This is a genomic window from Arthrobacter sp. K4-10C, from assembly GCF_059090085.1.
In genome coordinates, this window is sequence record NZ_JBNHFI010000007.1 from 40,231 (window position 1) to 65,098 (window position 24,868).

Annotated in this window: 21 protein-coding genes and 1 pseudogene; 16 read left to right on the forward strand and 6 right to left on the reverse strand. The window is 67.1% G+C overall.

Annotated features, from left to right (window positions below; genetic code table 11):
- Positions 1-48: 48 nt before the first annotated feature.
- The gene (sepH, locus tag AC5RUU_RS11015) at positions 49-1,416 is read right to left on the reverse strand and encodes a septation protein SepH (RefSeq protein ID WP_493975252.1); all 1,368 of its coding nucleotides are present in this window, start codon (positions 1,414-1,416) and stop codon (positions 49-51) included.
- A 182-nt stretch (positions 1,417-1,598) separates the two neighbouring features.
- Positions 1,599-2,087, reverse strand: coding sequence for a DUF3093 domain-containing protein (locus AC5RUU_RS11020; protein WP_493975253.1), 489 nt, complete (start codon positions 2,085-2,087; stop codon positions 1,599-1,601).
- 148 nt (positions 2,088-2,235) lie between these two features.
- Here AC5RUU_RS11020 and dut point away from each other — a divergent pair, with 148 nt between their 5' ends.
- The 4 genes from dut (at position 2,236) to AC5RUU_RS11040 (ending at position 4,700) form a co-directional block, all read left to right on the forward strand.
- On the forward strand, positions 2,236-2,760 hold the full coding sequence (gene dut / locus AC5RUU_RS11025) for a dUTP diphosphatase (protein WP_493975254.1): 525 nt from the start codon (positions 2,236-2,238) through the stop codon (positions 2,758-2,760).
- A 101-nt stretch (positions 2,761-2,861) separates the two neighbouring features.
- A complete protein-coding gene (locus AC5RUU_RS11030; RefSeq protein WP_493975255.1) occupies positions 2,862-3,575 on the forward strand; it encodes a DUF3710 domain-containing protein in 714 nt (237 codons plus the stop codon).
- Between the two features lie 4 nt (positions 3,576-3,579).
- Positions 3,580-3,924: a single stranded DNA-binding domain-containing protein gene (locus tag AC5RUU_RS11035; protein ID WP_493975256.1), complete on the forward strand. Its 345-nt coding sequence runs from the start codon at positions 3,580-3,582 to the stop codon at positions 3,922-3,924.
- Positions 3,921-4,700, forward strand: a complete 780-nt coding sequence (locus AC5RUU_RS11040; protein WP_493975257.1) for a DUF3159 domain-containing protein — start codon at positions 3,921-3,923, stop codon at positions 4,698-4,700. Before AC5RUU_RS11035 ends, AC5RUU_RS11040 begins: the two co-directional genes overlap by 4 nt.
- A gap of 12 nt (positions 4,701-4,712) precedes the next feature.
- Here AC5RUU_RS11040 and AC5RUU_RS11045 read toward each other — a convergent pair whose 3' ends face one another.
- Both AC5RUU_RS11045 and AC5RUU_RS11050 read right to left on the reverse strand, forming a co-directional pair.
- Positions 4,713-5,462: a potassium channel family protein gene (locus AC5RUU_RS11045; protein ID WP_493975258.1), complete on the reverse strand. Its 750-nt coding sequence runs from the start codon at positions 5,460-5,462 to the stop codon at positions 4,713-4,715.
- Positions 5,459-6,133 (reverse strand): potassium channel family protein, encoded by a 675-nt coding sequence (locus AC5RUU_RS11050; RefSeq protein ID WP_493975259.1) that lies wholly within the window; start codon positions 6,131-6,133, stop codon positions 5,459-5,461. The genes AC5RUU_RS11045 and AC5RUU_RS11050 overlap by 4 nt, the downstream gene beginning before the upstream one ends.
- A 119-nt stretch (positions 6,134-6,252) precedes the next feature.
- Between AC5RUU_RS11050 and AC5RUU_RS11055 the strand changes: the two genes are divergently transcribed.
- The 12 genes and pseudogenes from AC5RUU_RS11055 to AC5RUU_RS11110 all read left to right on the forward strand — a co-directional run bounded on the left by AC5RUU_RS11055 (position 6,253) and on the right by AC5RUU_RS11110 (position 21,227).
- Positions 6,253-8,229 (forward strand): APC family permease, encoded by a 1,977-nt coding sequence (locus AC5RUU_RS11055; RefSeq protein WP_493975260.1) that lies wholly within the window; start codon positions 6,253-6,255, stop codon positions 8,227-8,229.
- The gene (locus AC5RUU_RS11060; protein ID WP_493975261.1) at positions 8,226-9,620 is read left to right on the forward strand and encodes a class I SAM-dependent RNA methyltransferase; all 1,395 of its coding nucleotides are present in this window, start codon (positions 8,226-8,228) and stop codon (positions 9,618-9,620) included. The genes AC5RUU_RS11055 and AC5RUU_RS11060 overlap by 4 nt, the downstream gene beginning before the upstream one ends.
- 165 nt (positions 9,621-9,785) lie before the next feature.
- Complete coding sequence (locus AC5RUU_RS11065) at positions 9,786-12,611, forward strand: aconitate hydratase (RefSeq protein ID WP_493975262.1); 2,826 nt, start codon at positions 9,786-9,788, stop codon at positions 12,609-12,611.
- 141 nt (positions 12,612-12,752) lie between these two features.
- On the forward strand, positions 12,753-14,726 hold the full coding sequence (gene dxs / locus AC5RUU_RS11070) for a 1-deoxy-D-xylulose-5-phosphate synthase (protein ID WP_493975263.1): 1,974 nt from the start codon (positions 12,753-12,755) through the stop codon (positions 14,724-14,726).
- Entirely contained in the window at positions 14,723-15,340 is a 618-nt protein-coding gene (locus tag AC5RUU_RS11075; RefSeq protein WP_493975264.1) for a DUF402 domain-containing protein, read from the forward strand. The genes dxs and AC5RUU_RS11075 overlap by 4 nt, the downstream gene beginning before the upstream one ends.
- Positions 15,337-15,897 (forward strand): hypothetical protein, encoded by a 561-nt coding sequence (locus AC5RUU_RS11080; RefSeq protein WP_493975265.1) that lies wholly within the window; start codon positions 15,337-15,339, stop codon positions 15,895-15,897. The genes AC5RUU_RS11075 and AC5RUU_RS11080 overlap by 4 nt, the downstream gene beginning before the upstream one ends.
- 9 nt (positions 15,898-15,906) lie before the next feature.
- Positions 15,907-16,884 carry an aldo/keto reductase gene (locus AC5RUU_RS11085; RefSeq protein ID WP_493975266.1) on the forward strand — a complete coding sequence of 326 codons (978 nt, stop codon included), beginning with the start codon at positions 15,907-15,909 and terminating at the stop codon, positions 16,882-16,884.
- 6 nt (positions 16,885-16,890) lie between these two features.
- On the forward strand, positions 16,891-17,913 hold the full coding sequence (locus AC5RUU_RS11090; RefSeq protein WP_493975267.1) for a nucleoside hydrolase: 1,023 nt from the start codon (positions 16,891-16,893) through the stop codon (positions 17,911-17,913).
- 174 nt (positions 17,914-18,087) lie between these two features.
- Positions 18,088-18,930 carry an ECF transporter S component gene (locus tag AC5RUU_RS11095; RefSeq protein ID WP_493975268.1) on the forward strand — a complete coding sequence of 281 codons (843 nt, stop codon included), beginning with the start codon at positions 18,088-18,090 and terminating at the stop codon, positions 18,928-18,930.
- Positions 18,931-18,937: 7 nt separating this feature from the next.
- Entirely contained in the window at positions 18,938-19,681 is a 744-nt protein-coding gene (locus tag AC5RUU_RS11100; protein ID WP_493975269.1) for an energy-coupling factor transporter transmembrane component T, read from the forward strand.
- Between the two features lie 86 nt (positions 19,682-19,767).
- Positions 19,768-20,898 (forward strand): annotated as a pseudogene (locus AC5RUU_RS11105) (ATP-binding cassette domain-containing protein); the annotation flags it as partial.
- A 101-nt stretch (positions 20,899-20,999) separates the two neighbouring features.
- Entirely contained in the window at positions 21,000-21,227 is a 228-nt protein-coding gene (locus AC5RUU_RS11110) for a hypothetical protein (protein WP_493975463.1), read from the forward strand.
- Positions 21,228-21,239: 12 nt separating this feature from the next.
- Here the strand turns inward: AC5RUU_RS11110 and AC5RUU_RS11115 are convergent, their stop codons facing one another.
- Positions 21,240-23,405: a 3-hydroxyacyl-CoA dehydrogenase NAD-binding domain-containing protein gene (locus AC5RUU_RS11115; RefSeq protein ID WP_493975270.1), complete on the reverse strand. Its 2,166-nt coding sequence runs from the start codon at positions 23,403-23,405 to the stop codon at positions 21,240-21,242.
- Positions 23,402-24,721 carry a thiolase family protein gene (locus tag AC5RUU_RS11120; RefSeq protein WP_493975271.1) on the reverse strand — a complete coding sequence of 440 codons (1,320 nt, stop codon included), beginning with the start codon at positions 24,719-24,721 and terminating at the stop codon, positions 23,402-23,404. The genes AC5RUU_RS11115 and AC5RUU_RS11120 overlap by 4 nt, the downstream gene beginning before the upstream one ends.
- Between the last annotated feature and the right edge of the window lie 147 nt (positions 24,722-24,868).

The following is a 24,868-nucleotide window of genomic DNA, read 5'->3' on the forward strand; positions in this document are numbered from 1 at the left end:
GACCAAGGACCCCTTCGAGGACTGGGAACAGGCGCTTGATTAGTTGCCTTAGTCGCCGCGGGTGCCGAAAACTATTTCGTCCCAGGACGGGACGCTGGAACGCTTGGGCCGGGAGGGCTGGCGTTCCGGGGCGTCCGTCTCGGGCAGCTGGCCCGTCGCCGGCGAGCTTTCGTCGTGCCGGGGCATCCGTCGCCGGGGAGCCCCGCCCAGCAGTTCATTGAGTCCGGCACCAGTAGACGAGGATGTGGCAGTCCCAGTACCGGCGCCGCCGGCCGCGGGCTCAGCATCAGTACCGGATGGAGCGGCACCGGATGGCCGTGTGGGGGACGCGACAATGGTGATTTCGCGCGTATCGGTGCTGACGCCGTCGTGCAGCCGCAGTGCCTCTTCGGCAGGATCGCGGTGGGGCGGAATCAGGCTGAGCCTGGAGAGCATGGAGGGACGGGCGTCGCGCCGGCGGATAAAGGAATCCCCCTTGGCTGCGGGAGCGTCATCATTCTGCTCCTGCGGCTCCGGTTCCTGCACTTCCGGTTCCGGAACGATCTCGGACGGCCGCGGATGGGCGGCCGGCACACCGTGGGTCAGCAGCAGCGCGAGGGCGTCGTCGGAATCCTCGTCCACTCCCAGCCGCTGTCCGCGGCGGGAGCGAAGCATGTCCAGCAGGCCGTCCGGGTCCTTGCCCGGAACCGGGGTGGGCCCGGCCTGGCTGCCGGGGCCGGGGCGCACGTTGTCCGCATCAGCCTCAAAGTCGAAGGGCCTGTCCGAGACTGCCGAGAGCCGCCGGGTGGGAACGGGACCGTCAAGCGGCTCCAGTTCGCTCAGCTGCTGGGCCCAACGGTTGGTGTTCTGCAGGGATTTGCGGGCCGGGTTAAAGGTCCACAAGGCCGGCGGCTCTTCGCCGATACCGGCCGTGCCGCCATTCACGGGCTCAAAGCTGGCCGAAACGGTCCAGGAGCCGTCCTGCCGGCGCCAGGAGTCCCATTCCACCGTTGCGGGGTCGATGCCATGGGCGGACAGCCGGTGCGAAACCATGTCATCCAGGGTGGCGGGGCTGTCGCCAAAAGCGGCCCGGTAAATGTCGTGGCCAGGGGAGGGCGTGGCAACTTCCACCTTGCGGGCCTGCTGCGCCACGTACTCCCGCTCCGCCAGCACCGGTCCCTCGTAACGCTCCACCTTGGCAAGCGGAAGGCCGGACAGTTCGGCAACTTCGGACGCCGTGGCCCCTGCACGGATCCGGGCCTGGATATCCCGGGGGGACATGGGAATGGCAGGGCGGTCGGCAGCCGGCTTCGCCGCTGACCTGCTTGCTGTCCTCAGGGCTTCATCGATCGGCAGCTGGAACATCTCGCCGCCGGCACCGCTCAACAGGAGGTGCGTCCCGTCGTCGTGCACGCCTACAAGCCGTAGATCCTGCATCCAAATCCTCCACCCTGGCATTACTATCAACCGAAACTCTGCCACTCGCCGCTCGTGTTTTGGCTTAAGGGGCCGGGCGTGCCGCAATTTTCCGCGGATTGCCAGGAAGAAGGAAGAAGGGCGGCAAGGACTGCCAAGGCTGGTCATGCGGGGCCGGCCGCAGGCAACCCGCGGGAAGCAACCTACCTGCGGGACAGTGCAGCGGTGAGTTCGTCCGGGCGCCGGGTGGATGTCAGCCAGTAAGGCGTGCTGTCGGCAGGGTCGGTGATCTCGATCTTGACCACCGGGTCGATCCACCCCCGGATGCAGAGGTACGCCAGCCCGTTGAGCCGCGTTCCGCGTTCTGCCGTTGCCTCTTCGCCCCGGAATGGCTGGACGGTACCCACAAACTTGCGTTCAATCGTGGCGCGCCCCACGGTCAGTGTCTCCCCGGTCACCACGATGCTGGGAGTGGACAGGACCAAGAGAACCGCGATGATGACAAAAAGCACTGCCGCGGCAGTGAATCCGGCGGCCGCGCTGATCGGAGCAAACACCAGGATTCCGGCACCCGAGACGCCAGCCGCGATGATCCAGATCCAGACGTTGGGCCAGAGCTTCTCCTTGTACATTACCGAAGCCCCCGTAGACGATGAGCTGGGAACGGGCGCAGGGGAGCTTGATTCGGGCATATGCCAAGCTTTCCACCTTTGCCTGGCTATTTCATCTTGGCCGCCCCCTCCGCTCCCGCGGGCAACGGGCGGTACGTTCCCGGCCCGCCGGCCCAGGACAGGCAGACGCCTAGGTTCGACAACGGCGCGCGGGTTAGAGTGAGTGACTGTGACTGATCATCCCGCCACACTCGACACTGTCCCCGGCGAAGCGCCCGAAGCCCTGGCCACAGACGGCCCGGCCCCCACCCTCCAGGTCCAGCTGAAGATGCTGGATCCCGGCTTGGAGGCGCCTTCCTACGCGCACCCCGGCGACGCCGGCGCCGATCTTCGCGCCCGGGAAGACGTCGTCCTGCAGCCGGGGGAGCGCAAGCTCGTCCCCACCGGGGTGGCCATCGCGCTTCCCTACGGCTTTGTGGCACTGATCCACCCGCGCTCCGGCCTTGCCACCAAGCACGGCCTCACCATCGTCAACGCCCCCGGCACGGTGGACGCCGGCTACCGCGGCGAAATTTCCGTCACCCTGCTGAATACCGACCCCCGCCAGGCCATCGAACTGCGGCGCGGCGATAGAATTGCCCAGATGGTCATCCAACGGGTGGAACACGCGCAGTTCATCCCCGTCACCCAATTGAGCGAATCCGTGCGCGGCACGGGGGGATTCGGGTCAACCGGCGGGTTTACCCTTCCCTGAGCCGGATTTCCCGCCGGCAGCAGTGCCGACACGCAGCATAGAACGACGGCGGGGCCTCCCTGGGCCGGACCGGAACTTTTCACAACAAAGGAGACACCCTCATGGTCTTTGGGCTCGGCAGGAAAGCCAAGAAGGAACAGGCAGCCGAACCGGATGAACCGCTGACGGCCGCGGAGCCCGCGGACGCCGAGGCGGGCAGCACCGCACGCCGCGCCGACGGTCCCTTCGATGAATCTGAAATCAGCAGCCGCGACGGCTACGTTGACCTCGGTGCGCTCCTGATCACGCCCAGCGAGGGCCTCCAGCTGCGGCTGGAAGTTGAGGAAGCCACCCAGCGTGTGGTGGCCGTCACCATGGACCTCAACGGCTCAAGCCTCCAGCTGCAGGCGTTCGCTGCGCCCAAGACGGAAGAGCTGTGGGACGAAATCCGGGGGCAGATCGGCCAGTCCGTGGGCGCCCAGGGTGGCCAGGTCGAAGAGGTGGAGGGCGTGTTCGGGACTGAACTCGTAGCTAAGCTGCCTGCGGGCCTGCCTGACGGCAGCCAGGGCTACCGCGTTGCCCGCTTCATCGGCGTTGACGGTCCCCGCTGGTTCCTGCGCGGCGTCCTCGGCGGCGCCGCAGCCCTGGACCGTGAAGCGGCAGGACCGCTTGAAGCCCTGTTCAAGCAGGTGGTGGTGATCCGGGGCGACAGCCCCATGCCGCCCCGCGACCTTCTTCAGCTGCGCCTGCCCAAGGACGCAACCGCCACGCCTCCGCCGGCTGCTCCCAGCCTGCAGGAACCGGAGCGTGGTCCCGAAGTCACCCAGATTGGCTGATTCCGTGCCGGATGGAGCATCCCGGGACGGCGTCCACGTCGTACCACTCAGCCAGCTGCCCGCCAAGGGCCGGGTGCTCTGCCAGGGACGGATTGAGTCCATCACCTATGTTCCGGCGGACCGGAGCGCGGCGTTCAGTGCCATCCTCTCCGACTCTGAACCGGGCCGGCTGGGTCCTGCCGCGGGCCGCCGCCCCCGGCTCCGTGTGGTGTGGCTCGGACGCAGGCGGGTGCCTGGCATTGAAGCCGGCACGGAACTCCGCCTCGAAGGAATGCTGTCCCCGAGTGCAGGCCTGCCCACCATGTTCAACCCCCGCTACGAGATACTGTCCCGTCAGGAGAACGAATGACCGCGCCCCAGCCCAACCCCTCCTCCGGAGCACCCCGCCCGGGGGACAACAGGCCGGAGCAGGAGCCGGGGACACCCCAAGACCCCTCGCCCGTTGCCGGGCTGGCTGCAGAATACGCGGCGAAGGCGGGGCTCCACAGGACCCATGACGGCAGGGTGGATGTCCTGCGAAGCGCCGGCGGAGTGCAGGGCATCGCCGAAAGCATCATCCCGGGCCTGGTGTTCCTCATTACCTTCACCATCACCCAGGACCTCACTCCGTCCCTGGTAGCCGCGCTCGGCGCAGCTGCCGTGTTCACGGTTGTCCGCCTCATCCAGCGCCGGCCCTTGACCCAGGCACTCGCCGGTGTTGTCGGCGTCGGAATTTCCGCCTGGCTGGCCAACACCACGGGGAAAGCCGAGGACTTCTACCTGCCGGGCTTCTTCACCAACGCGGCGTACATCGTTGCGATGGTGGTCTCGATCCTGGTCAAGTGGCCGGTGGCCGGGCTCCTGTTCGGGTTTATCCGCAATGAGGGCCTCGACTGGCGCAAGGACCCGGCCCGGCTGAAGGCCTACCGCCTGGGCACCTGGATCATCGTTGCCGTCCTGGCGCTGCGGCTCATCGTCCAGGTTCCCCTGTACCTGATGGGCGCGGACGGGCTCGCCGCACTCGCCACCACCCGCCTGCTGATGGGCGCCCCGCTGTACATCCTGGGAGTGTGGGTGGCCTGGCTGGTGACCCGGCCGGCGCCGGCTGCGGACCAGACGGGGGAGGAACCAGCGCCGAAAGCGTGACCCCCAGTCCGCTTAGCCGTCGAAGCCGTCGTCCTCGAGGGCCTGCTGTTCCGCGGGGCCGGCCGTGGCTCTGACTCCGTCGTCCGGCTCCGTTTCCTCCGCGGATTCCGGCGAGAGCAGGGCGCGCAGCTGGTCCTCGGCGGCAATGGTGGTCACGAAGAACAGCTCGTCACCCCCGTCAATGACGTCGTCGCGGCTGGGGGTGATTGGGGCGTGGTCACGCAGGATTGCCACCAGGGTGGAATCCTCCGGCCAGGAGATCTGACCCACCGTCTGGCCGATCACGTGGGAGTCATGGGGGACGGTGAACTCCACGAGTGACGACACCCCGGTCTGAAGGGTCAGGAGCCGGACCAGGTCGCCGATCTCCACGGCCTCCTCCACCAGCGCTGTCATCAGCTGCGGCGTGTTGACAGCGACGTCCACGCCCCAGGAATCGTTGAACATCCAGTCGTTCTTCGGGTTGTTCACCCGGCCCACTGTGCGGCCTACACCGAACTCGGTCTTGGCCAGCAGGGACACCACAAGGTTGACCTTGTCGTCACCGGTGGCGGACACCACCACGTCCGCCTCTTCCACCTTGGCGCCCTGCAGGGTGCTCAGCTCGCAGGCGTCACCCACCAGCCAGTGCGCACCGCGGAGGCCGCTGCGGCCAATCACCTCCGGCTTGAGGTCAATCAGCAGAATTTCATGCTTGTGGGCCAGCAGTTCCCTGGCGATGGATGACCCGACGCTTCCCGCGCCGACAATAACGACCTTCACTGCATCTCCTTGGCGGGGGCTTTGGCCAGGATCTGGGCCACGTGCGTGGTGCGGTCAACCTGCATCATCGCGTGCACGGTGTCGCCGTCCTGGTAGGCGGTTCCCGCGTCGGGCAGCAGGCCTTCACCAAAGCGTGTGAGGTACGCCACCCGGATGTCCGCCGCTTTTTCGATGCTGCTGATCCGGTGCCCGATCCAGCCGGCGTCCAGGTCCAGTTCCCCCAGGACAAGGCGCCCGGAGGGTTCACGGAAATCGCCGGCAAGGTGCTGCTCGGGAAGGATGCGGCGCAGCACCTGGTCCGCGCTCCAGCGCACGGCGGCAACCGTGGGGATACCCAGCCGCTGGTAAATCTCCGCGCGGCCGGGATCGTAGATGCGGGCCACGACGTGGGGGACATGGAACGTTTCGCGGGCTACGCGGGTGGCCAAAATGTTGGAGTTGTCACCGCTGGAAACAGCGGCGAACGCGTAGGCCTCGGCCACACCGGCCTGCTTGAGGGTGTCCCGGTCGAACCCGACCCCGGTCACCTTGCGGCCGGTAAACCCCTGCCGGAGCCGGCGGAAGGCGCGGTCGTCCTGGTCGATGATGGCAACGGAATGCCCGGCGTCCTCCAGCGTATGAGCCAGCGTCGCCCCCACCCGGCCACATCCCATGATCACGAAATGCGCCACCGTATCTCCTCTTTAATCCTGTGCAGGTTGTGCAGCTAGAACTCTACCGCCAGCATCCGGCGTTACCGCTGTCAAGGGACCGTCATGACATCATCCGGGAATCAGACTAGCTTTGTGGAGTGCTGACAATATTCAACGCCGTCAAACGCGTGCTGGTGGGCAGGCCGTTCCGGAACGACCGGATGGCCCACACTCTGCTCCCGAAGAAAATCGCCCTTCCGGTTTTCGCGTCGGACGCCCTGTCATCGGTGGCGTACGCGCCGGACGAAATCCTGCTCACCCTTGCGCTGGCCGGTGTCAGTGCGGTCGCGTTCTCACCCTGGGTGGGCCTGGCCGTGATGGTGGTCCTGCTGACAGTCGTGGCCTCATACCGGCAGAATGTCCACGCCTACCCATCGGGTGGCGGTGACTACGAGATCGCGGGCGAGAACCTTGGAAAGTACGCGGGCCTCACCGTGGCCTCGGCCCTCCTGGTGGACTACGTCCTGACCGTTGCCGTGTCCATGTCGTCCGCAGCTTCCTACCTGACAACGGCGGTCCCGTCCCTGCACGGACAGCAAGCCACGATTGCCGGCATCGGCGTCGTCATCCTCGCACTGGTGAACCTGCGCGGCATCAAGGAAGCCGGCAGCGTGTTCGCCGTACCCACCTACATTTTCATGGCGTCCATTTTCGGCATGACCGCCGTCGGCATCTTCCAGGCGGCCACGGGGCAGTTGGGCGAGGCACCCTCGGCCAAGTTCACCATCGTCCCCGCACCCGGCTTCGACGAAGGGCTCGTGGGGCTGGCCGGCGCCTTCCTGCTCCTGCGCGCTTTCTCGTCCGGAGCCGCCGCGCTCACCGGAGTGGAGGCCATCAGCAACGGAGTGCCCAACTTCCGTCCGCCAAAAAGCAAGAACGCCGCCACCACCCTGCTGCTCCTTGGTGTCATCGGGGCGGCAATGTTGGCCGGCATCATGTTCCTCGCCCAGGCCACGAAGGTCCACATTGTCCTGGATCCGGCTACCGAATTCCTGCTGAACGGCATCCCGCTGCCCGAGGGCTACATCCAGAATCCCGCCATCAGCCAGATTGCCCAGACCATCTTCGGCGCCGGTTCCATCCCCTTCTACATCGTGGTGGCCGCCACCGGGATCATCCTGGTGTTCGCCTCCAACACGGCGTTCAACGGATTCCCGGTCCTGGGCTCCATCCTGGCCCAGGACGGCTACCTTCCCCGCCAGCTCCGGACGCGCGGCGACCGGCTCGCCTTCAGCAACGGCGTCCTGGCCCTCGCGGCCGGTGCGCTGGTGCTGATCGTCGCCTTCGACGCTGATGTGACCAAACTCATCCAGCTCTACATCGTGGGCGTCTTCATCTCGTTCACGGCCAGCCAGCTGGGCATGATCCGGCACTGGGGCCGGGAGCTCAAACTGGCCAAAGACAAGGCCGTGCGGCGGCGCATGGTCAAGTCCCGCACCATCAACAGCATCGGCTTCGGCATGACCGCGCTGGTCCTGGTGATCGTGCTGATCACCAAGTTCGAGCAGGGCGCCTGGATCGCGCTGCTGGCCATGTTCGTCCTCTTCCTCATCATGTGGAGCATCCGGGCGCACTACGACAACGTGGCCAAGGAACTGGCGGTGGATGAGGACGCGTCCCCGCGGGCCCTGCCCACCAGGGTGCACGCAGTCCTGCTGGTGTCCCACGTGCGCAAGCCCGTTCTGCGCGCCCTGGCGTATGCCCGGGCGTCCCGGCCCTCGCGGCTGGACGCCATTACGGTGGACATCGATGCGGAGGAGACGGCACAGACCGTGGCCGACTGGGAAAAGCTCGACATCCCCGTGCCCCTGACTGTGCTGGCGAGCCCCTACCGCGAGACGGTCACGCCAATCATGGAGTACATCAAGCAGATGCGGCTTGATTCCCCGCGCGACCTTATCGTGGTGTACATCCCCGAATATGTCGTGGGTAAGTGGTGGGAGCAGCTGGTGCACAACCAGACCGCACTGCGCATCAAGACCCGGCTGCACTTCGAACCCGGGGTCATGGTGGCCAGCGTTCCCTGGCAGCTCAAATCATCCGAAGAAGCCAAGTACCTCCAGGACGTCCAATGACCGCCAGAACCTCCACCACCTCCGCCGCCGCACCGCAGGCGGGCGGGCACAGCGGCGAAGAAGCCGTACTCGACGTCGGGCCGGTTGCCCATGGCGGCCATTGCGTAGCCCGGTATGAGGGCCGCGTCATCTTTGTCCGGCACGCCATTCCCGGCGAGAAGGTACGCGTGCGACTGACGGACGCGGAGGAGAAGGCAAAGTTCTGGCGGGCCGACGTCATCGAAGTCCTGGAAGCATCGCCGGACCGTGTGGAGCACTTCTGGCGGCCCGCGGATTCGCCCCGTGCCTGGCAACACGGGCGGCCGCCGGTGGGCGGGGCCGAGTTCGGGCACGTCACACTCGCCCGGCAGCGCAGCCTCAAAGCCGACGTGCTTGCAGAGCAGCTCCGCCGGCTGGCCGGCGTCGAACTCTCCCCGGAGGTGGAGCCTGCAGATGCCGGCACGGGCACTAAGGGAGCAGCGGCCGACGGCGGCACGGGCCTTGGCTGGCGGACGCGCGCCAGCTTCTCGGTCACCCCCGGCGGGAAGCTGGGCATGCACGCGCACCGGTCCGGCCACATTGTCCCCGTGCGGGACATGCCGCTGGCAACCGGCGCCATCAACGCACTGCAGCTTTGGAACCTCGACCTGCAAGGAATTGAGCGGGTTGAGGTGGCTGCGCCGGCCAACGGTTCCCGGCCGCTGGTGCTGCTGGCCCCGGGCCCGGGGACGAAGCCGAAGCGGCTGGCAGCGGTTGCGGCCCAACTGCCCGACGACGTGTCCGTCGCTTCCTTCGATCCGGTGACGGAGGACGTCGCCCAGCTGCGGGGCCGTACCTGGGTGCAGGAATCGGCGGCCGGGCACGAATACCGCGTCACGGGTGCAGGGTTCTGGCAGATCCACCGCGACGCGCCCGGGACGCTTGTGGGGGCTGTCACAGAATTCCTGCACAGTGGCGGGTTCCTGCACGCCGGCGCCGTCGTGGCCGATCTCTATGCCGGTGCCGGACTTTTCACCGCAGTGCTCGCCGATGCAGTGGGGGAGACGGGGTCGGTCCTGTCCGTGGAGGGTGCCCCCGGAACCAGCCGGGATGCCCGCAAAAACCTGCACGCAGCTCCGCAGGTGGAGATAGCCCAGGGAAGGGTGGAGCGTGTCCTCCGCCAGAAACCGCGGAATTTTGATGCCCTGGTCCTGGACCCGCCCCGGGCGGGCGCCGGAAAGGCCGTTGCGGGCCAGCTTGTCGCAGCGCAGCCCCGGGCCATTGCCTACGTGTCCTGCGACCCCGCGTCGTTCGCGCGTGACGTGGGTTACTTCAGGCAGTCCGGCTGGCAGCTGGCGGGCCTTCGCGCCTTCGACCTGTACCCCCACACCCACCATCTGGAGACGGTGGCGCTCCTGACTCCGGGTCCATGATGCCGCCGCCTTTTTCGACTACGATGGCCGTAGTAGTCCCACGTCGCGCCCCGTATTCTCGGCCGGCCGTGTGCAATTTTCGGGCCCGGACTTATTTAGGGCGTCCTAACTAGCAGGCGGTCAACCGCGCGACAAAGATGAAACTGTTGCGAGAGGAGTCCTGCGATGAGCACTGTGGACAGCTTCGGTTCAAAAGGCAAACTTAATGTAGCCGGAACCGAGTACGAAATTTTCCGGTTGAACTCCGTTGAAGGTGCAGAAAACCTTCCGTTCAGCCTCAAGGTATTGCTTGAAAACCTGTTGAGGACCGAGGACGGCGCGAACATCACTGCCGATCACGTCCGCGCCTTGGCAGGCTGGGATCCGAATGCCCAGCCCGATACAGAAATCCAGTTCACGCCGGCACGCGTGATCATGCAGGACTTCACCGGCGTTCCCTGCGTGGTTGACCTGGCGACGATGCGCGAAGCGGTCAAGGAACTGGGCGGCGACCCCAAGCGGGTCAACCCGCTGGCTCCGGCCGAAATGGTCATTGACCACTCCGTCCAGATCGATGCCTTCGGCAACTCCGGCGCGCTGGAGCGCAACATGGAGATCGAATACCAGCGAAATGGCGAGCGTTACCAGTTCCTGCGCTGGGGCCAGACCGCGTTCGATGACTTCAAGGTGGTCCCCCCGGGAACCGGCATCGTGCACCAGGTCAACATCGAATACCTGGCGCGCACCGTCATGACCCGCGAAGTGGGCGGCGTCCTGCGTGCCTACCCGGACACCTGCGTGGGCACCGACTCGCACACCACAATGGTCAACGGCCTGGGCGTGCTCGGCTGGGGCGTCGGCGGCATTGAAGCCGAGGCCGCCATGCTCGGCCAGCCCGTCTCCATGCTCATCCCGCGCGTGGTCGGCTTCAAGCTGAGCGGCAGCATCCCTGCCGGCGCCACGGCCACCGACGTGGTGCTTACCATCACCGAGATGCTGCGCAAGCACGGCGTCGTGGGCAAGTTCGTGGAGTTCTACGGCGAGGGCGTGGCCGCTGTGCCGCTGGCCAACCGCGCCACCATCGGCAACATGAGCCCTGAGTTCGGTTCCACGGCAGCAATGTTCCCGATCGACGACGTCACCCTGGACTACCTGCGCCTGACCGGGCGTTCGGAGCAGAACGTGGCACTCGTGGAGGCTTACGCCAAGGAGCAGGGCCTCTGGCACGACGCTTCCCGCGATATCAAGTTCTCCGAGTACCTGGAACTGGACCTCTCGACGGTTGTCCCGTCCATCGCCGGCCCCAAGCGCCCGCAGGACCGCATCGAGCTGACCGAGGCCAAGGACGAGTTCCGCCACGACCTCAAGAACTACGTCTCCCACGACGCCAACGCCGGCACCTTGGACGAGTCGCTCGAAGAGACCTTCCCGGCCTCCGATTCGCCCTCCTTCACCGCCGGAGCCACCAACATCTCCGACACCGACCGCGAGCCGCCGAAGTACTCGGCAGCCCACGGCGGCGCCGGACGCATCACCAGCCCGGTCCCCGTGAAGATGGCCGACGGGCGCGAGTTCGAGCTGGACCACGGTGCGGTGACCATCGCATCCATCACGTCCTGCACCAACACGTCCAACCCCTCGGTCATGCTGGCCGCCGCTGTCCTGGCCCGCAACGCCGTGGACAAGGGCCTTACGTCCAAGCCCTGGGTCAAGACCTCCGTTGCACCCGGCTCCAAGGTGGTCACCGACTACTACGAGAAGTCCGGCCTGACCCCCTACCTGGAGAAGCTCGGCTTCTACATCGTGGGCTACGGCTGCGCCACCTGCATCGGCAACTCCGGCCCGCTGGAAACCGAGATTTCCGAGGCCGTCCAGGCCAACGACCTCGCCGTCGCGGCCGTCCTCTCGGGCAACCGCAACTTCGAAGGCCGCATCAACCCGGACGTCAAGATGAACTACCTGGCCTCCCCGCCGCTGGTCATCGCGTACGCCCTGGCCGGTTCCATGGACTTCGACTTCGAAACCGACGCCCTGGGCCAGGACCAGGCCGGCAACGACGTCTTCCTGAAGGACATCTGGCCGAACCCGGTTGAGGTCCAGCAGGTCATCGATTCCTCGATCGACAAGGAAATGTTCGCCAAGGGTTACGAAGGCGTCTTCGAAGGTGACGACCGCTGGAAGGCGCTCGACACCCCCGCCGGCGACACCTTCGCCTGGGATCCGAGCTCCACCTACGTCCGTAAGCCCCCGTATTTTGAGGGCATGCAGGCGAAGCCGGAGCCGGTCAAGGACATCACCGGCGCCCGCGTCCTGCTGAAGCTGGGCGATTCGGTCACCACCGACCACATCTCCCCGGCCGGTTCCTTCAAGTCGGACACCCCCGCCGGCCAGTACCTGCTGGCCAACGGCGTGGAGCGCAAGGACTTCAACTCCTACGGCTCCCGCCGCGGCAACCACGAGGTGATGATCCGCGGAACCTTCGCGAACATCCGCATCAAGAACCAGATCCTGGACGGCGTCGAAGGCGGCTACACCCGCGACTTCACGCAGGAAGGCGGCCCGCAGGCCTTCGTTTACGACGCTGCGCAGAACTACCAGGCAGCGGGCACGCCGCTGGTGGTCCTGGCCGGCAAGGAGTACGGTTCCGGTTCGTCCCGTGACTGGGCCGCCAAGGGTACCGCCCTCCTGGGCGTCAAAGCGGTCATCGCCGAGAGCTACGAGCGCATCCACCGCTCCAACCTCATCGGAATGGGCGTGCTGCCCCTGCAGTTCCCGGCCGGCGAGTCGGCTGCATCGCTGGGCCTGACGGGCACGGAGACGTTCTCCGTAGAGGGCGTGACCGCTCTGAACGAAGGCACCACGCCCAAGACCCTCAAGGTCACGGCTACCGCCGAAGACGGTTCCGCCACCTCGTTCGACGCAGTCCTGCGCATCGACACCCCGGGTGAAGCGGACTACTACCGCAACGGCGGCATCCTGCAGTACGTTCTGCGCCAGATCTCCGCTAACTAGCGGTAACTGCCAAGCAGCAAGCATTCCCCGAAGCCCCGGCCGGTCACGGACCAGCCGGGGCTTCGGCTTTGCGGGTGAGCCTGCCCTACGGACCGAGGCGTTAGAGTTAAACGGCACGTCTACCACCTGAAGGAGGGGTCATTGGGCATTTTGGACACCATCCGGAATCCGCAGGACCTGAACGAGTTGACCGAAGAACAGCTCAGGCAGCTGGCTTCGGAGATCAGGGAATTCCTGATCACGAACGTTTCCCAGACGGGCGGTCACCTCGGGCCCAACCTCGGCGTGGTGGAACTGACCCTCGCCGTGCACCGCATCTTCGACTCGCCGCGTGACAGCATCGTCTTCGATACCGGCCACCAGTCGTACGTCCACAAGCTGCTCACCGGACGCCAGGACTTCACCACCCTCCGCCAGGAAGGCGGCCTGTCCGGATACCCGTCACGCGCCGAGTCCGAACACGACATCGTGGAGAGCTCACACGCCTCCTCCTCACTGTCCTGGGCGGACGGAATTTCCCGTGCCCGCCAGCTGACGGGCGACGGCGACCGGCACGTCGTCGCCGTCGTGGGTGATGGCGCCCTCACCGGCGGCATGGCCTGGGAAGCCATCAACAATATCGCTGCGGACAAGCGGCGCCGCGTCGTCATCGTGGTCAATGACAACGGCCGGTCCTACGCCCCCACCGTGGGCGGATTCGCGGACTACCTGGCCTCCCTGCGGCCCACCATCGACTCGTTCCGTACAGCCCCCGCCTACGAGGTGGCGCTGGACTGGTGGAAGAAGAAGCTCCAGGACGGCGGCCCGGTGGGCCAGTTCACCTACAAGAGCCTGCATGCCATGAAGAAGGGCATCAAGGACTGGTGGGCTCCGCAGGGCATGTTCGAGGACCTGGGCATGAAGTACATCGGCCCCGTCGACGGCCACAACCTCCAGGCGATGGAGCACGCCCTCGCCACGGCCAGGCACTACAACGGCCCGGTCATCGTGCACGCCATGACCGAGAAGGGGCACGGGTACGCCCCGGCCCGCGCGCACGAGGCTGACCAGTTCCATGCCGTCGGTATCATCGACCCCGAAACCGGTGAGCCCACCGGGACGGCCGGCGCCAAATCATGGACCTCCGTTTTCGCGGACGAGATCGCGGCGATCGCTGATGAGCGCCGGGACGTCGTGGGCATCACCGGCGCCATGCTGATCCCCGTTGGGCTGCACAAGTTCGCCGCCAGGCACCCGGAGCGGGTGATCGACGTCGGCATCGCCGAGCAGCATGCGCTGACCTCCGCAGCGGGCATGGCGTTCGGCGGCCTGCACCCGGTGGTTGCCGTCTACGCCACCTTCCTCAACCGCGCCTTCGACCAGTTGCTCATGGACGTGGCCCTGCACAAGGCCGGCGTCACCATCGTCCTGGACCGGGCCGGCGTCACCGGTCCTGACGGCGCCAGCCACCACGGCATGTGGGACATGGCCATGGTCCAGATCGTTCCGGGTCTCCATCTCGCTGCTCCCCGTGACGCCTCCAGGCTGCGGGAAGAGCTCCGCGAAGCCGTCGCCATCAGCGATGCGCCCAGCATTGTCCGCTTCTCGAAGGGATCCGTCGGCGCCGAGGTTGAAGCGTTGGAGCGGCTCAGCGACGGCGTGGACATCCTGGCCCGCCGCCCCGCCGGATCCACCGAAAATGATGTCCTGATCATCAGTGTCGGCGCAATGTCGGAACTGTCCCTGGACGTTGCCAACCGGCTGGGAGCCCAGGGCATCAGCACCACGGTGGTGGACCCGCGGTGGGTCCTTCCCGTCCGCCGTTCCATCATCGCCCTTGCCTCGCACCACCGGCTGGTGGTCTGCATCGAGGACGGCGTCCGGGCCGGCGGCGTCGGTTCCCGCATCCGGCAGGAAATGCGCGCCGCAGGCGTGGACACTGCCCTGAACGAGGTTGGCCTGCCTGTCGAGTTCCTGGACCACGGCACCCGCAGCCAGGTGCTGGAGCGGGTGGGACTCACCGCGCAGCAGATCACGCACGACGTCGTCGCGCAGGTTCTGGGGACCAAGGTCCCCTTTGCGCGCCCGCTGCCGGGGCAACAGCATCCCACTACCGGCAGCCTTCCGATCCTGTGAGGGGAGAGGACGAGCTGAAGTATCCGGGCGTCCTGGCTGAATCACCGGATGGGGACAACCCCGGCGCGGCCCGGATGCCGGAACGCCTGGAGCCCGGCCAGCTGGTTGTGGCCCGCAACCGCAAGTGGAACGGGAAGGCCCACTGGGTGGTGCCGGGCCGTTACCTCGGCGAGGACCGGCATGGCTGGTGGATCTTCCAAGGCACCAACGAATTCTGCTCACGGCCGGGCGCCGCGTTCTACACCAGGTCTGACGCCGTGCTCCTGGTACCCCGCGAGGGCGACTGGGTGGCCACCTTCTACGATGACGCCCACCCGGGCGGTGTCCGGATCTACATCGACCTGGCCGTTGCCCACGAGTGGAACCCGATCCGTCCCAAGGTCACGGAGTTCCATGTCATCGACATGGACCTGGACGTTGTCCGGACGGCCAGCCGCGGCGTGTTCATCGATGACGAGGACGAATTTGCCGAACACCGGGTGAGCATGGAGTACCCGCTGGCACTGGCCGAGTCCCTCCAGGAATCAGCCAGCCAGCTTTACCAGGCCGTCAAGGCACAAGAAGCACCATTCGACGGCACCGACGCCGGATGGTTCACAAAGGGACGTCAATGAGCGGAATTGTCAGGGTCTATCAGCGCGACGACGAGGGCGTCCTCCACTTCCGGGAAGCCTGGTTTGACGAGGAGTACAGCCAGTTCGTGATGAACTTCGGCGTGGTGGGCCACCAGAGCAGGACGGAAGAGACGGACGTTGCCGATGCCGCTGCCGCCGAAGCGCTGCTGGACGCATTCGCCGCACAATGCGCCGAAGACGGCTACGCGGAGATTCCGGACGAGGAGCAATTCTGGGTGGTGGCACAGTTCGCCCTGAAGACCAGGGAAGGAACCGAACGGGACCGGTACCTTGAGGAAAAGGCCACGGATGCCCTGATCAGCCACCTTGCCTGGCGTGGGCTCGGGACCGTTGACCGGTCCGAATTCACGGACTTCAAGCTCAACATCTTCTGCCTCTGCCCGGACGCCAACAAAGCCGCCAACGCCATCAAGGTCTGCGCCCGCGGCGAGGACCTGGACTTCACCAAGCTGAGCATCGCCGCCGCTCCCTTCAGGGAACCGGACAAGTTCAAACTGAAGCACTCCGCCAAGTCCGCCACGACGTTCAGCCTTTAGGAGATTCCCGTGACCACCTACCGCCGTGTCGGTAAGTCCGGGCTGACCGTCTCCACGGTCGGCCTGGGGTGCAACAACCTGGGCCGCGCCAACACCGCCACCGAGACCCAGGAAGCCACGGACGCCGTGGTCTCGGCAGCGCTCGAGGCCGGGATCACGCTGTTCGATGTCGCCGACACGTATGGCCGGGAGCCGGGGCTCAGCGAAACCATGCTGGGCAAGGCCCTGGGCAACCGCCGGGCCGACGCCGTGGTGGCCACCAAGTTCGGGATGGACATGAAGGGCGCCAACGGCCCCGATTTCGGTGCGCGCGGTTCGCGACGGTACATCGTGCGGGCCGTGGAGGCTTCGCTGCGGCGGCTGGGCACGGACTGGATTGATCTTTACCAGTTCCACACCCCGGACCCGCTGACCCCCATCGATGAAACGCTTTCGGCCCTCGACGCCTTGGTCGTCAGCGGCAAGGTCCGGTATATCGGCCATTCCAACCGTGCTGGCTGGCAGATCGCCCAGGCCGAATACGTGGCGCGAGAGCTGGGCGGCGCGCGTTTCATTTCCACCCAGAACCACTACAACCTCCTGGACCGGCGCGCGGAGCTGGAAGTGACACCGGCTGCCGAAGAGTTCGGCCTGGGTGTCCTGCCGTATTTCCCGCTGGCCAACGGCCTGCTTACGGGCAAGTACTCACCCGGGCACGCGCCCGAGGGTTCCCGGCTCAGCCACACGCGGACGCACATGGTGCACGACGCCGACTGGGAGCAGCTGGACAGGTTCAGCCGCTTCGCCAAGGAACGCGGGCTCACCGAAGTCGACGTCGCGTTTTCCTGGCTCGCCGCGCAGCCGTCGGTAGCCAGCATCATTGCCGGCGCCACCCGGCCCGAGCAAGTCATTCAGAACGCCGTGGCCGCGGACTGGACCCCGTCCGTGGCGGACCTGCAGGAACTGGACGACATCTTCCCAGCGGTGCCCAAGGTGGCACTCTTCTAACCCGGCATGACCGCCTACCTCCTGGACGTCGATACCGGCATCGACGACGCGCTTGCCCTTGCCTACCTGGCCGCCCTTCCCGGCACGGAGTTCGTTTCAGTGACGGCAACGCCCGGGAACGTCGACGCGGAGCAGGTGGCCCGCAACACCCTTGCGCTGCTGGAACTGTGCGGCCGGCCCGGAGTGGAAGTGGCCATCGGTGCCCGTAACCCGCTGTCCATACCGCTGCTGACCACGCCGGAAACGCACGGCCCCCAGGGCATCGGCCATGCCGTCCTGCCGGAACCGGAAGGGCGGGTGTCGCAGCGCCACGCCGTCGACCTTTGGGTGGAACACGCCAGGGCGCGGCCGGGTGAGCTGACGGCCCTGATCACGGCACCGCTGACCAACTTCGCGCTGGCGCTCCGGAAGGAGCCGGACCTCCCGGAACTCCTGGCAAACGTGGTGGTCATGGGAGGCTGCTTCTACTACCAGGGAAACACCACTCCCACCGCGGAATGGAACACCCATGTGGACCCGCATGCCGCCAAGGAGGTCTATGCCGCCTACCGCGGGCGCCCGCTGGAGAAACTTCCGGTGGTCTGCTCGCTGGATACCACCGAACGCATTGAGATGCGCCCCGACCATCTCCGGCAGCTCGCCGAGGCGGCGGGCGCCATCCCGGAAGTGGTGCTGCCGGACCAGCCGGAAGGGCAACGGAGCACCTCGGACAACGTGCTGATCAGGCACCTGTCCGATGCGCTGAGGTTCTATTTCGAGTTCCACCGGCGGTACGACCAGGGCTACCTCGCCCACGTCCACGACTTCTTCGCCGCCGGGGTTGCGGCAGGAACGCTGGAATACACGGCACGACCCGCCACCGCTGACGTCGAAACAGAGTCGCCGCTGCTCATTGGAACAACAGTGGCCGACTTCCGGGGCCTTTGGGGCATCCCGCCCAACGCCAGGATCGTCTCCGGAAACAACCCGGAGCAGGCCTTTCGCGAACTGGTGTCCGCCGTCGGAGGCCTCGCTGCCCGGCTCGGCTGACCCGGCTCGGCCGAGCAGGCCAGGCAGCCAGCCAGGTGCAGCTCCGCGCCGGTAGAATGGTCGGCGGCCCCGCCGGTGAGAATCCGGTGCGGCTGCTGCCGAGGTGACATAGGCGGCGTTCCGCACGGCCCGGCACCTTCCGGGCCCTCCGTGCCGCACCCTGAAGGAACCACCATGTCATCGCCCTCCCTGACGTTGCCGTCCCCGGCCCCCGCCGCTGCCCGCAGGCGCCGGCTTCTGGAAATCCTCGGCGCCCTGGCCATCGCCGGGACCTACATGTACCTTGTGCTCAACCAACCCGCAGACATCACCGGCGGCCCCGGCAGCGTACCCGCCCTGATCGCACTGTCCGGCTTCCTGGCGGGCGCCATCCTGCTGATCGTCGCCGTCCTGCCCACCCTGCCCGCCTCCACTGTCGTGCTGATCCCGGTGGCGCTGGTCCTGAACATCGTGCTTGGCCAGTTCGTTGGCAGCACGCTGGTCCCGTTCTACCTGGACGCAGTCGGCACCGTCCTGATTGCCGTCATGGCAGGACCGGCAGCCGGTGCCGCCACGGGCGCATTGAGCAGCATCGTCTGGTCCTTCTTCAACCCCACTGTGCTTCCGTTCGCCGCCGGTGCCGCACTGATCGGCGGCCTCGCCGGACTTGCCGCCCGCTACGGCCTGTTCCGCCGCTTCTACCTGGCCCCCGTTGCGGGTTTCGCCACCGGCATCATCGGCGGCGTGGTGTCCGCCCCGGTGGCGGCCTTTGTCTTCGGCGGCACGTCCGGCGTGGCCACCGGTGCGATCGTCAGCGCTTTCCGCTCGATGGGCGATACCCTCCTGGCGGCCATCACCAAGCAGGCGCTTATCTCGGATCCCATGGACAAGGCCATCGTCTTCACCGTTGTGGCCGTCCTGGCTTACACGCTGCCGCGGCGGGCCCGACTGCAGTTCCCGTTCGTCCGCAGGCACCGCGTCCTGGCCGCCAGGGCAGCGGAGCAGGAAGCAGTGCGGGGACCGGCCCGGGCTTCCTGAGGTACCGGTGCGGCTCCATCCACTCACCGGGTTGGCTGCGGCGGGCAGCACAGCGGTCATCACGACGGCGGCAGCGCGCCTCCCGCTGTCCCTCGCCGTAGCTGCGGCCGCCCTGGGCGTGTCGGCGGCGGCCGGCACAGCCCGCAGGATGCTGCCTGCCGCGGCGGCCGTTCTGGTGCCCCTGGGACTGTCCCTGCTGCTTGTGCACGGGCTGTCCTTTCCGGAAGGCCTGACCGTCCTGGCCCGGTGGGGTCCTGCCCGCGTCACCGCGGAAGGCCTCGGCTTCGCGCTGGAGCGGGCAGCCCAGTTGTCCGCGGTGGTCCTGGTCCTGCTGGCCTTCTCCTTCAGCGTCAGCGTCCCGGACCTGGTGGCCGCCTTGTCCGCACGGGTCATCCAGGGCCGGTTCGGGTTCGTGCTGGCGTCCACCCTTACCCTGCTGCCGGCCATCACGGCCCGCGTTGAACGGATCCGGCAGGCCCAGGAATCCCGGGGGCTGGTGATCCGGCGGGGCCTGCTGCACCGGGTGGCCGCCTTCCGGCTGCAGGCGGTCCCGCTGGTCCTGTCCCTGGTGGATGACGCCGGAACCCGGGCCGCGGCCCTGGAGGCGCGCGGTTTCAGCAGCACCGGCCCCCGGACCAGCTACCGTGTCGTGGCGGATTCCCCGACGCAGCGCCTCCTGCGCGTTGTGCTGCTGCTCGCGGCGGCTGCCGTCGTTGCAGTGCGGCTGTGGCCGGGCGGGACGGGAAGCTGAACGTGCATACCCGGCCATCTCCGGTACTGGCGGCCGGCATCCGGAGCTTCGCTTTCCACGACGGCGACGCGCCGGTACTCCGCGACGTGGACGTCGCGGTCGCCCCGGGAACGCTGACCGCTATCCTGGGCACCTCCGGAAGCGGCAAGTCCACCCTGGGCAGGCTCCTTGCCGGCTGGCTGTCCCCGGGTGCGGGCGGCAAGTTGATCGGGTTCCTGGAACTGGCCGGCACGAGGCTGGCGTTCGACGGCAGCACAGCGGACCCGCGGATCGATCCGGCGCAGTGGGGCCGCCACGTGGGATTCGTTCCCCAGGAAGCTTCCGCCGTCCTGTCCACGGTCAAGGAAACTGTGGCGGAGGAACTGGCGTTCGGCCTGGAAAACGCGGGAATTGGCCGGCCCGCCATGCAGGCCGCGGTGGAGCACACTGCCGGCCTGCTGGGCCTCACCGGGCTGTTGGAGCGGGATCCCGCACGGCTGTCCGGCGGACAGTTGCGCCGCCTGGCCATCGGCTGCGCCATCATCACCCGCCCGCCGGTACTGGTCATGGACGAGCCATTTGCTTCCCTTGACGCCGGGGGCGCCCGCGAACTGGGGAACCTTGTGCGTGGCCTGGTAAAGGCCGGAACCGCCGTCGTGATCCTCAGCCAGGCAGTTGACGCTCCACTGCTGGACGCCGCAACGTGGATTGTCCTGGTGGAGGGTACGGTCAAGGCCGGCGGGCCGCCCGCCTTGCTGCAGTCCGGCCACGCGGTACCGTCGGGAATCCGGCGTCCGCACAACGCCCCGCCCGGAAAACCGCAAATACGCCGCAGCGCCGGCAGTACCGCCCCTGCCCTGGAACTGCGCACCGTCTCCTTCGGCTACCGGCCGGATACGCACCGCGGGAGCACAGGTTATCGGCAAAGGCGCAGGAGCACCGCTGCCGGCACCAACCCGCCAACAGTGCTGCAGAGGATTGACCTCGCTGTCCATCCGGGCGAAATCGTGGCCATCACGGGTCCCAACGGGGCGGGAAAGTCCACGCTTCTGCGCCACTTCAACGGCCTGTTAAGGCCCGCTGCCGGAACGGTCCTGGTCCTGGGCTCCGATATTGCCGGGGTGCCCGTAGGCACTACGGCGGCGTCCGTGGGCCTGCTGTTCCAGCATCCGCGGGACCAGCTGTTCGAGCGGACCGTCCTGCGGGAGGTCAGCTTCGGCCTGGACCGGCTCCCTGGCCGCACCGAGGCCGGTGAACGGGCGGAGGCGGCGCTGGCCTGCGTCGGGCTGGACGGGGCAGCCCTCAAAACCCCGCCGAGCTGTCCGCGTCCCGCCAGCGGCTGCTCGCCCTTGCGACGGTTCTTGCCCGCAAGCCGGCCGTTCTTGCGCTTGACGAACCCACCGCCGCGCTCGACGGCGAGGGCCTTGCCGTGCTCGACGCTGCGGTCCGGTCCGCCGCGGCGGAGGGCGCCGCCGTCGTGCTGGTCACCCATGACATGGGTTACGCACGCTCGGCGGCGCACCGCACCGTGATGCTCAACGGCGGCCGGCTGGCCGTGGCGGAGTGAACTGCTGTCCGGCTAGGCCGCAGCAGGGCGGGAAGCCACTCCGGGCGGCAGGAACAGTTTGCCGTTGACGCGCTCCGAGGCTCCAACCCGGTCCAGGTAGGGGGTGATGCCGCCCAGGAACATGGGCCATCCGGCGCCGAGGATCATGCAGAGGTCGATGTCCTCCGGGCCGGCCACCACGCCTTCGTCCAGCATGAGGCCGATCTCCTCGGCGAGGGCGTCCTGCGTGCGGCGCAGTACGTCGTCGGCAGTTGAGGGACTGGTCCCGAAGGACATGAGTGACAGGGTGGATTCGGGTATCCGCCTGGAGCCGTCCGGGCCAGTTTCCCAGATGCCCTTCACCCCGTTGTCGATAAGTTTCTGCAGGTTGGCGGATACCTGGAAGCGATCGCCGAAAGCGGCGTTTAGCGATTCCTGGACGTGCTGGGCGACGGGCAGCCCCACCATGGCGAGCAGCGTGAAGGGGGTCATCGGCAGGCCCATGGGGCGCAGGGCGTTGTCCGCTACGTCGGCCGCAGTGCCCTCGTCGAAGGCCGCGGTCACCTCGCCCATCAGCCGCAGCAGGATTCGGTTGACCACGAACGCGGCGGCGTCCTTGACCAGCACCCCGGTCTTCTTCAGACCCTTGGAGAGCTCGAACGCCGTGGCAAGAACCGCGTTATCGGTCCGCGGGGCCCTGACGATTTCCAGCAGCGGCATCACGGCCACCGGATTGAAGAAGTGGAAGCCCACCAGCCTTTCCGGATGCTGCAGGTCCTCCGCCATGGCAGTCACCGAAAGAGAGGAGGTATTGGTGGCCAGGATGCAGTCCGGTGTGACGATTGCTTCCAGCTCGGCGAACACCTGCTTCTTGACGCGGAGCTCTTCAAAGACGGCTTCGATGACAAAGTCGGCATCCGCGAAGACGTCCTTGGACACCGAACCCGTCACCAGCGCCTTGGTGCGGTTGGCGGCGTCCTGGTTGATCCGATTTTTGCCCAGGAGCTTGTCCACTTCGGCATGGACGTAGCCGACGCCCTTGTCCACCCGGGCCTGGTCGATGTCCGTCATCACCACAGGCACTTTCAACTGCCGTGCGAAGAGCAGCGCGAGCTGGCTTGCCATCAGGCCGGCGCCCACCACGCCCACCTTGGTGACCGGACGTGCGAGTTTGCGGTCGGGGGCACCTGCCGGGCGTTTTGACCGCTTCTGCACGAGGTCCAGGAAGGCGTAGACCGTGGCGCGGAACTCGTCGGTCTGCATGAGGTCGGCAAGTGTTTCGCATTCCAGCCCAGCGGATTCGCCCTGGCTCATGGTGCGGTTGGCCTCGAGGATGTCCAGGACCTTGCCCGGCGCTGGTGCGGCGTTTGAGGTCTTCGCCTCCACGAACCGGCGCCCTGCTGCCACTGCACCAGCCCACCGTTCGGCCACGCCCGGTGCTGCGGGGTCGACGGCGTTGGGGCGTTCCGGGACAACGTCCCCGGAGATGACCCGCGCGGCCCATGCCAGGGATTGCTCCAGGAAGTCCGCCGGCTCAAAGACCGCGTCCGCAATTCCCAGCTCGAAGGCCTGGGGTCCGGTCAGTGTGCGGTTGTTGCTGAGCGGATTTTCGATCATGACTTTGACCGCGTTTTCCGGGCCGATCAGCCGCGGCAGGAGGTAGACGCCGCCCCAACCAGGTACAAGGCCGATGAACGCCTCCGGAAGTGCCAGTGCGCCGGCCCCGGTGGACACGGTGCGGTAGGTGGACTGCAGGGCAACTTCCAGTCCGCCGCCCAGTGCTGCACCGTTGATGAAGGCGAAGCTGGGTACCCCCAGGTTGGCGAGGGTGCCATACACGTCGTGGCCCAGTTGCGCCATCCACAGGCCATGTTCGTGCTTCTCCAGTGACTTCACTGCGGAAAGGTCGGCACCTGCCACCAGGTAGTAGGGCTTGCCCGTCACGCCGACGCCGACAATCTCGCCCCGTGCGGCTCGGTCCCGGAGGCCTTCCAGCACCGTGCCGAGTTCCACCAGGGTGTTGGGTCCCAGCGTGGTGGGTTTGGAGTGGTCCAGGCCGTTGTCCAGGGTGATGAGGGCGAAGGTGCCCGGGCTGGCCTTTCCGGGGACGGCCGGCAGCTCGATGTCCTGTACGTAGGAATGCGTTACTGTCTCGTCGGGGAACAGGCCGGCGAACTCGGTGAAATCTGCGGCGCTCATGCCATGGCTCCTTCAGCTGGGAATGCGGCGGATCCGGTGTCTGCCGGGGACGGGCTGTTCGAGGCGGCTGCCGGCTCCACCTGCCGGGCTCCGCTGTAGTCGGGGTGGTGGGGGTTCTCCCAGATTACGGTGCCGCCCATCCCCAGGCCCACGCACATGGCGGTGATGCCGTAGCGGACGGAGGGATCCTCCGCGAACTGGCGGGCCAGCTGGGTCATCAGCCGGACGCCCGAGGAAGCGAGCGGGTGCCCGACGGCGATCGCGCCGCCGTAGCGGTTAACGCGAGGGTCGTCGTCGGCAATGCCGAAGTGGTCCAGGAAGCTGAGGACCTGCACGGCAAAGGCTTCATTGATTTCGAACAGGCCGATGTCCTTGATGGTGAGTCCGGCGTTCTTCAGGGCCTTTTCAGTGGCCGGGACGGGGCCGATGCCCATCACCTCAGGCTCGACGCCTGCATAGGCATAGCTGACCAGGCGCATCTTCACCGGCAGCCCGAGCTCGGCGGCGGCTTCGGCGGAGGCGAGCACTGCGGCCGTTGCGCCGTCGTTCAGTCCCGCGGCATTTCCGGCGGTGACGCGGCCATGCGGGCGGAAAGGGGTTCGCAGGGCGTCCAGATCTGCCAGGGTGGTTCCCGGCCGCGGCGGCTCATCCACGCTGTGAAGAGTCCAGCCCTGGCCCGGCTTCTGTGCAGCCACCGGTACCAGGTCCGGCTGGATCCGGCCTTGTGCGTATGCGGCGGCCAGCTTGTCCTGTGAGGCCACGGCGTAGGTGTCGGAGCGTTGTTTGGTGATGGAGGGGAACCGGTCGTGCAGGTTTTCCGCGGTGTTGCCCATGTTGAGGGCTGCCGGATCCACGAGCCGCTCGGACATGAAACGGCGGTTGGGATCGGCGCCGGAGCCCATCGGGTGGTTGCCCATGTGTTCGACGCCGCCGGCGATGACCACATCGTAGGCGCCAAAGCCGATTCCGCTGGCGGTGGAGGTCACTGCGGTCATGGCTCCTGCGCACATCCGGTCGATGGCGAATCCGGGGACGGTGCGCGGGAGCCCTGCCAGCAGGGCTGCTGTCCTGCCCAGGGTCAGGCCTTGATCGCCTGCCTGGGTGGTGGCTGCGATGGCTACCTCGTCCACCCGTTCGGGGGGCAGCGACGGGTTCCGGCGTAGCAGCTCGCGGATGCATTTCACGACCAGGTCGTCGGCGCGGGTTCCGGAATGGATCCCTTTCTCGCCGGCCCGGCCGAATGGTGTGCGGAGGCCGTCGACAAAGACGACGTCGCGGACTGTGCGCGGGGATGCGCCGCTTCCGTGGTGGCTCACGTGTAACTCCTCATCGAGACGTAGGCGCCGGTGCATGCCGAAGGACGGCATTTTATGACGGCAGTAACCACGATGTTACTCGCGAGTAACTTAGCCTGCAAGGGGAGTGTCAGGGCTGCCTGAAGGGGCAGGTCCCGAGGCGGCGGG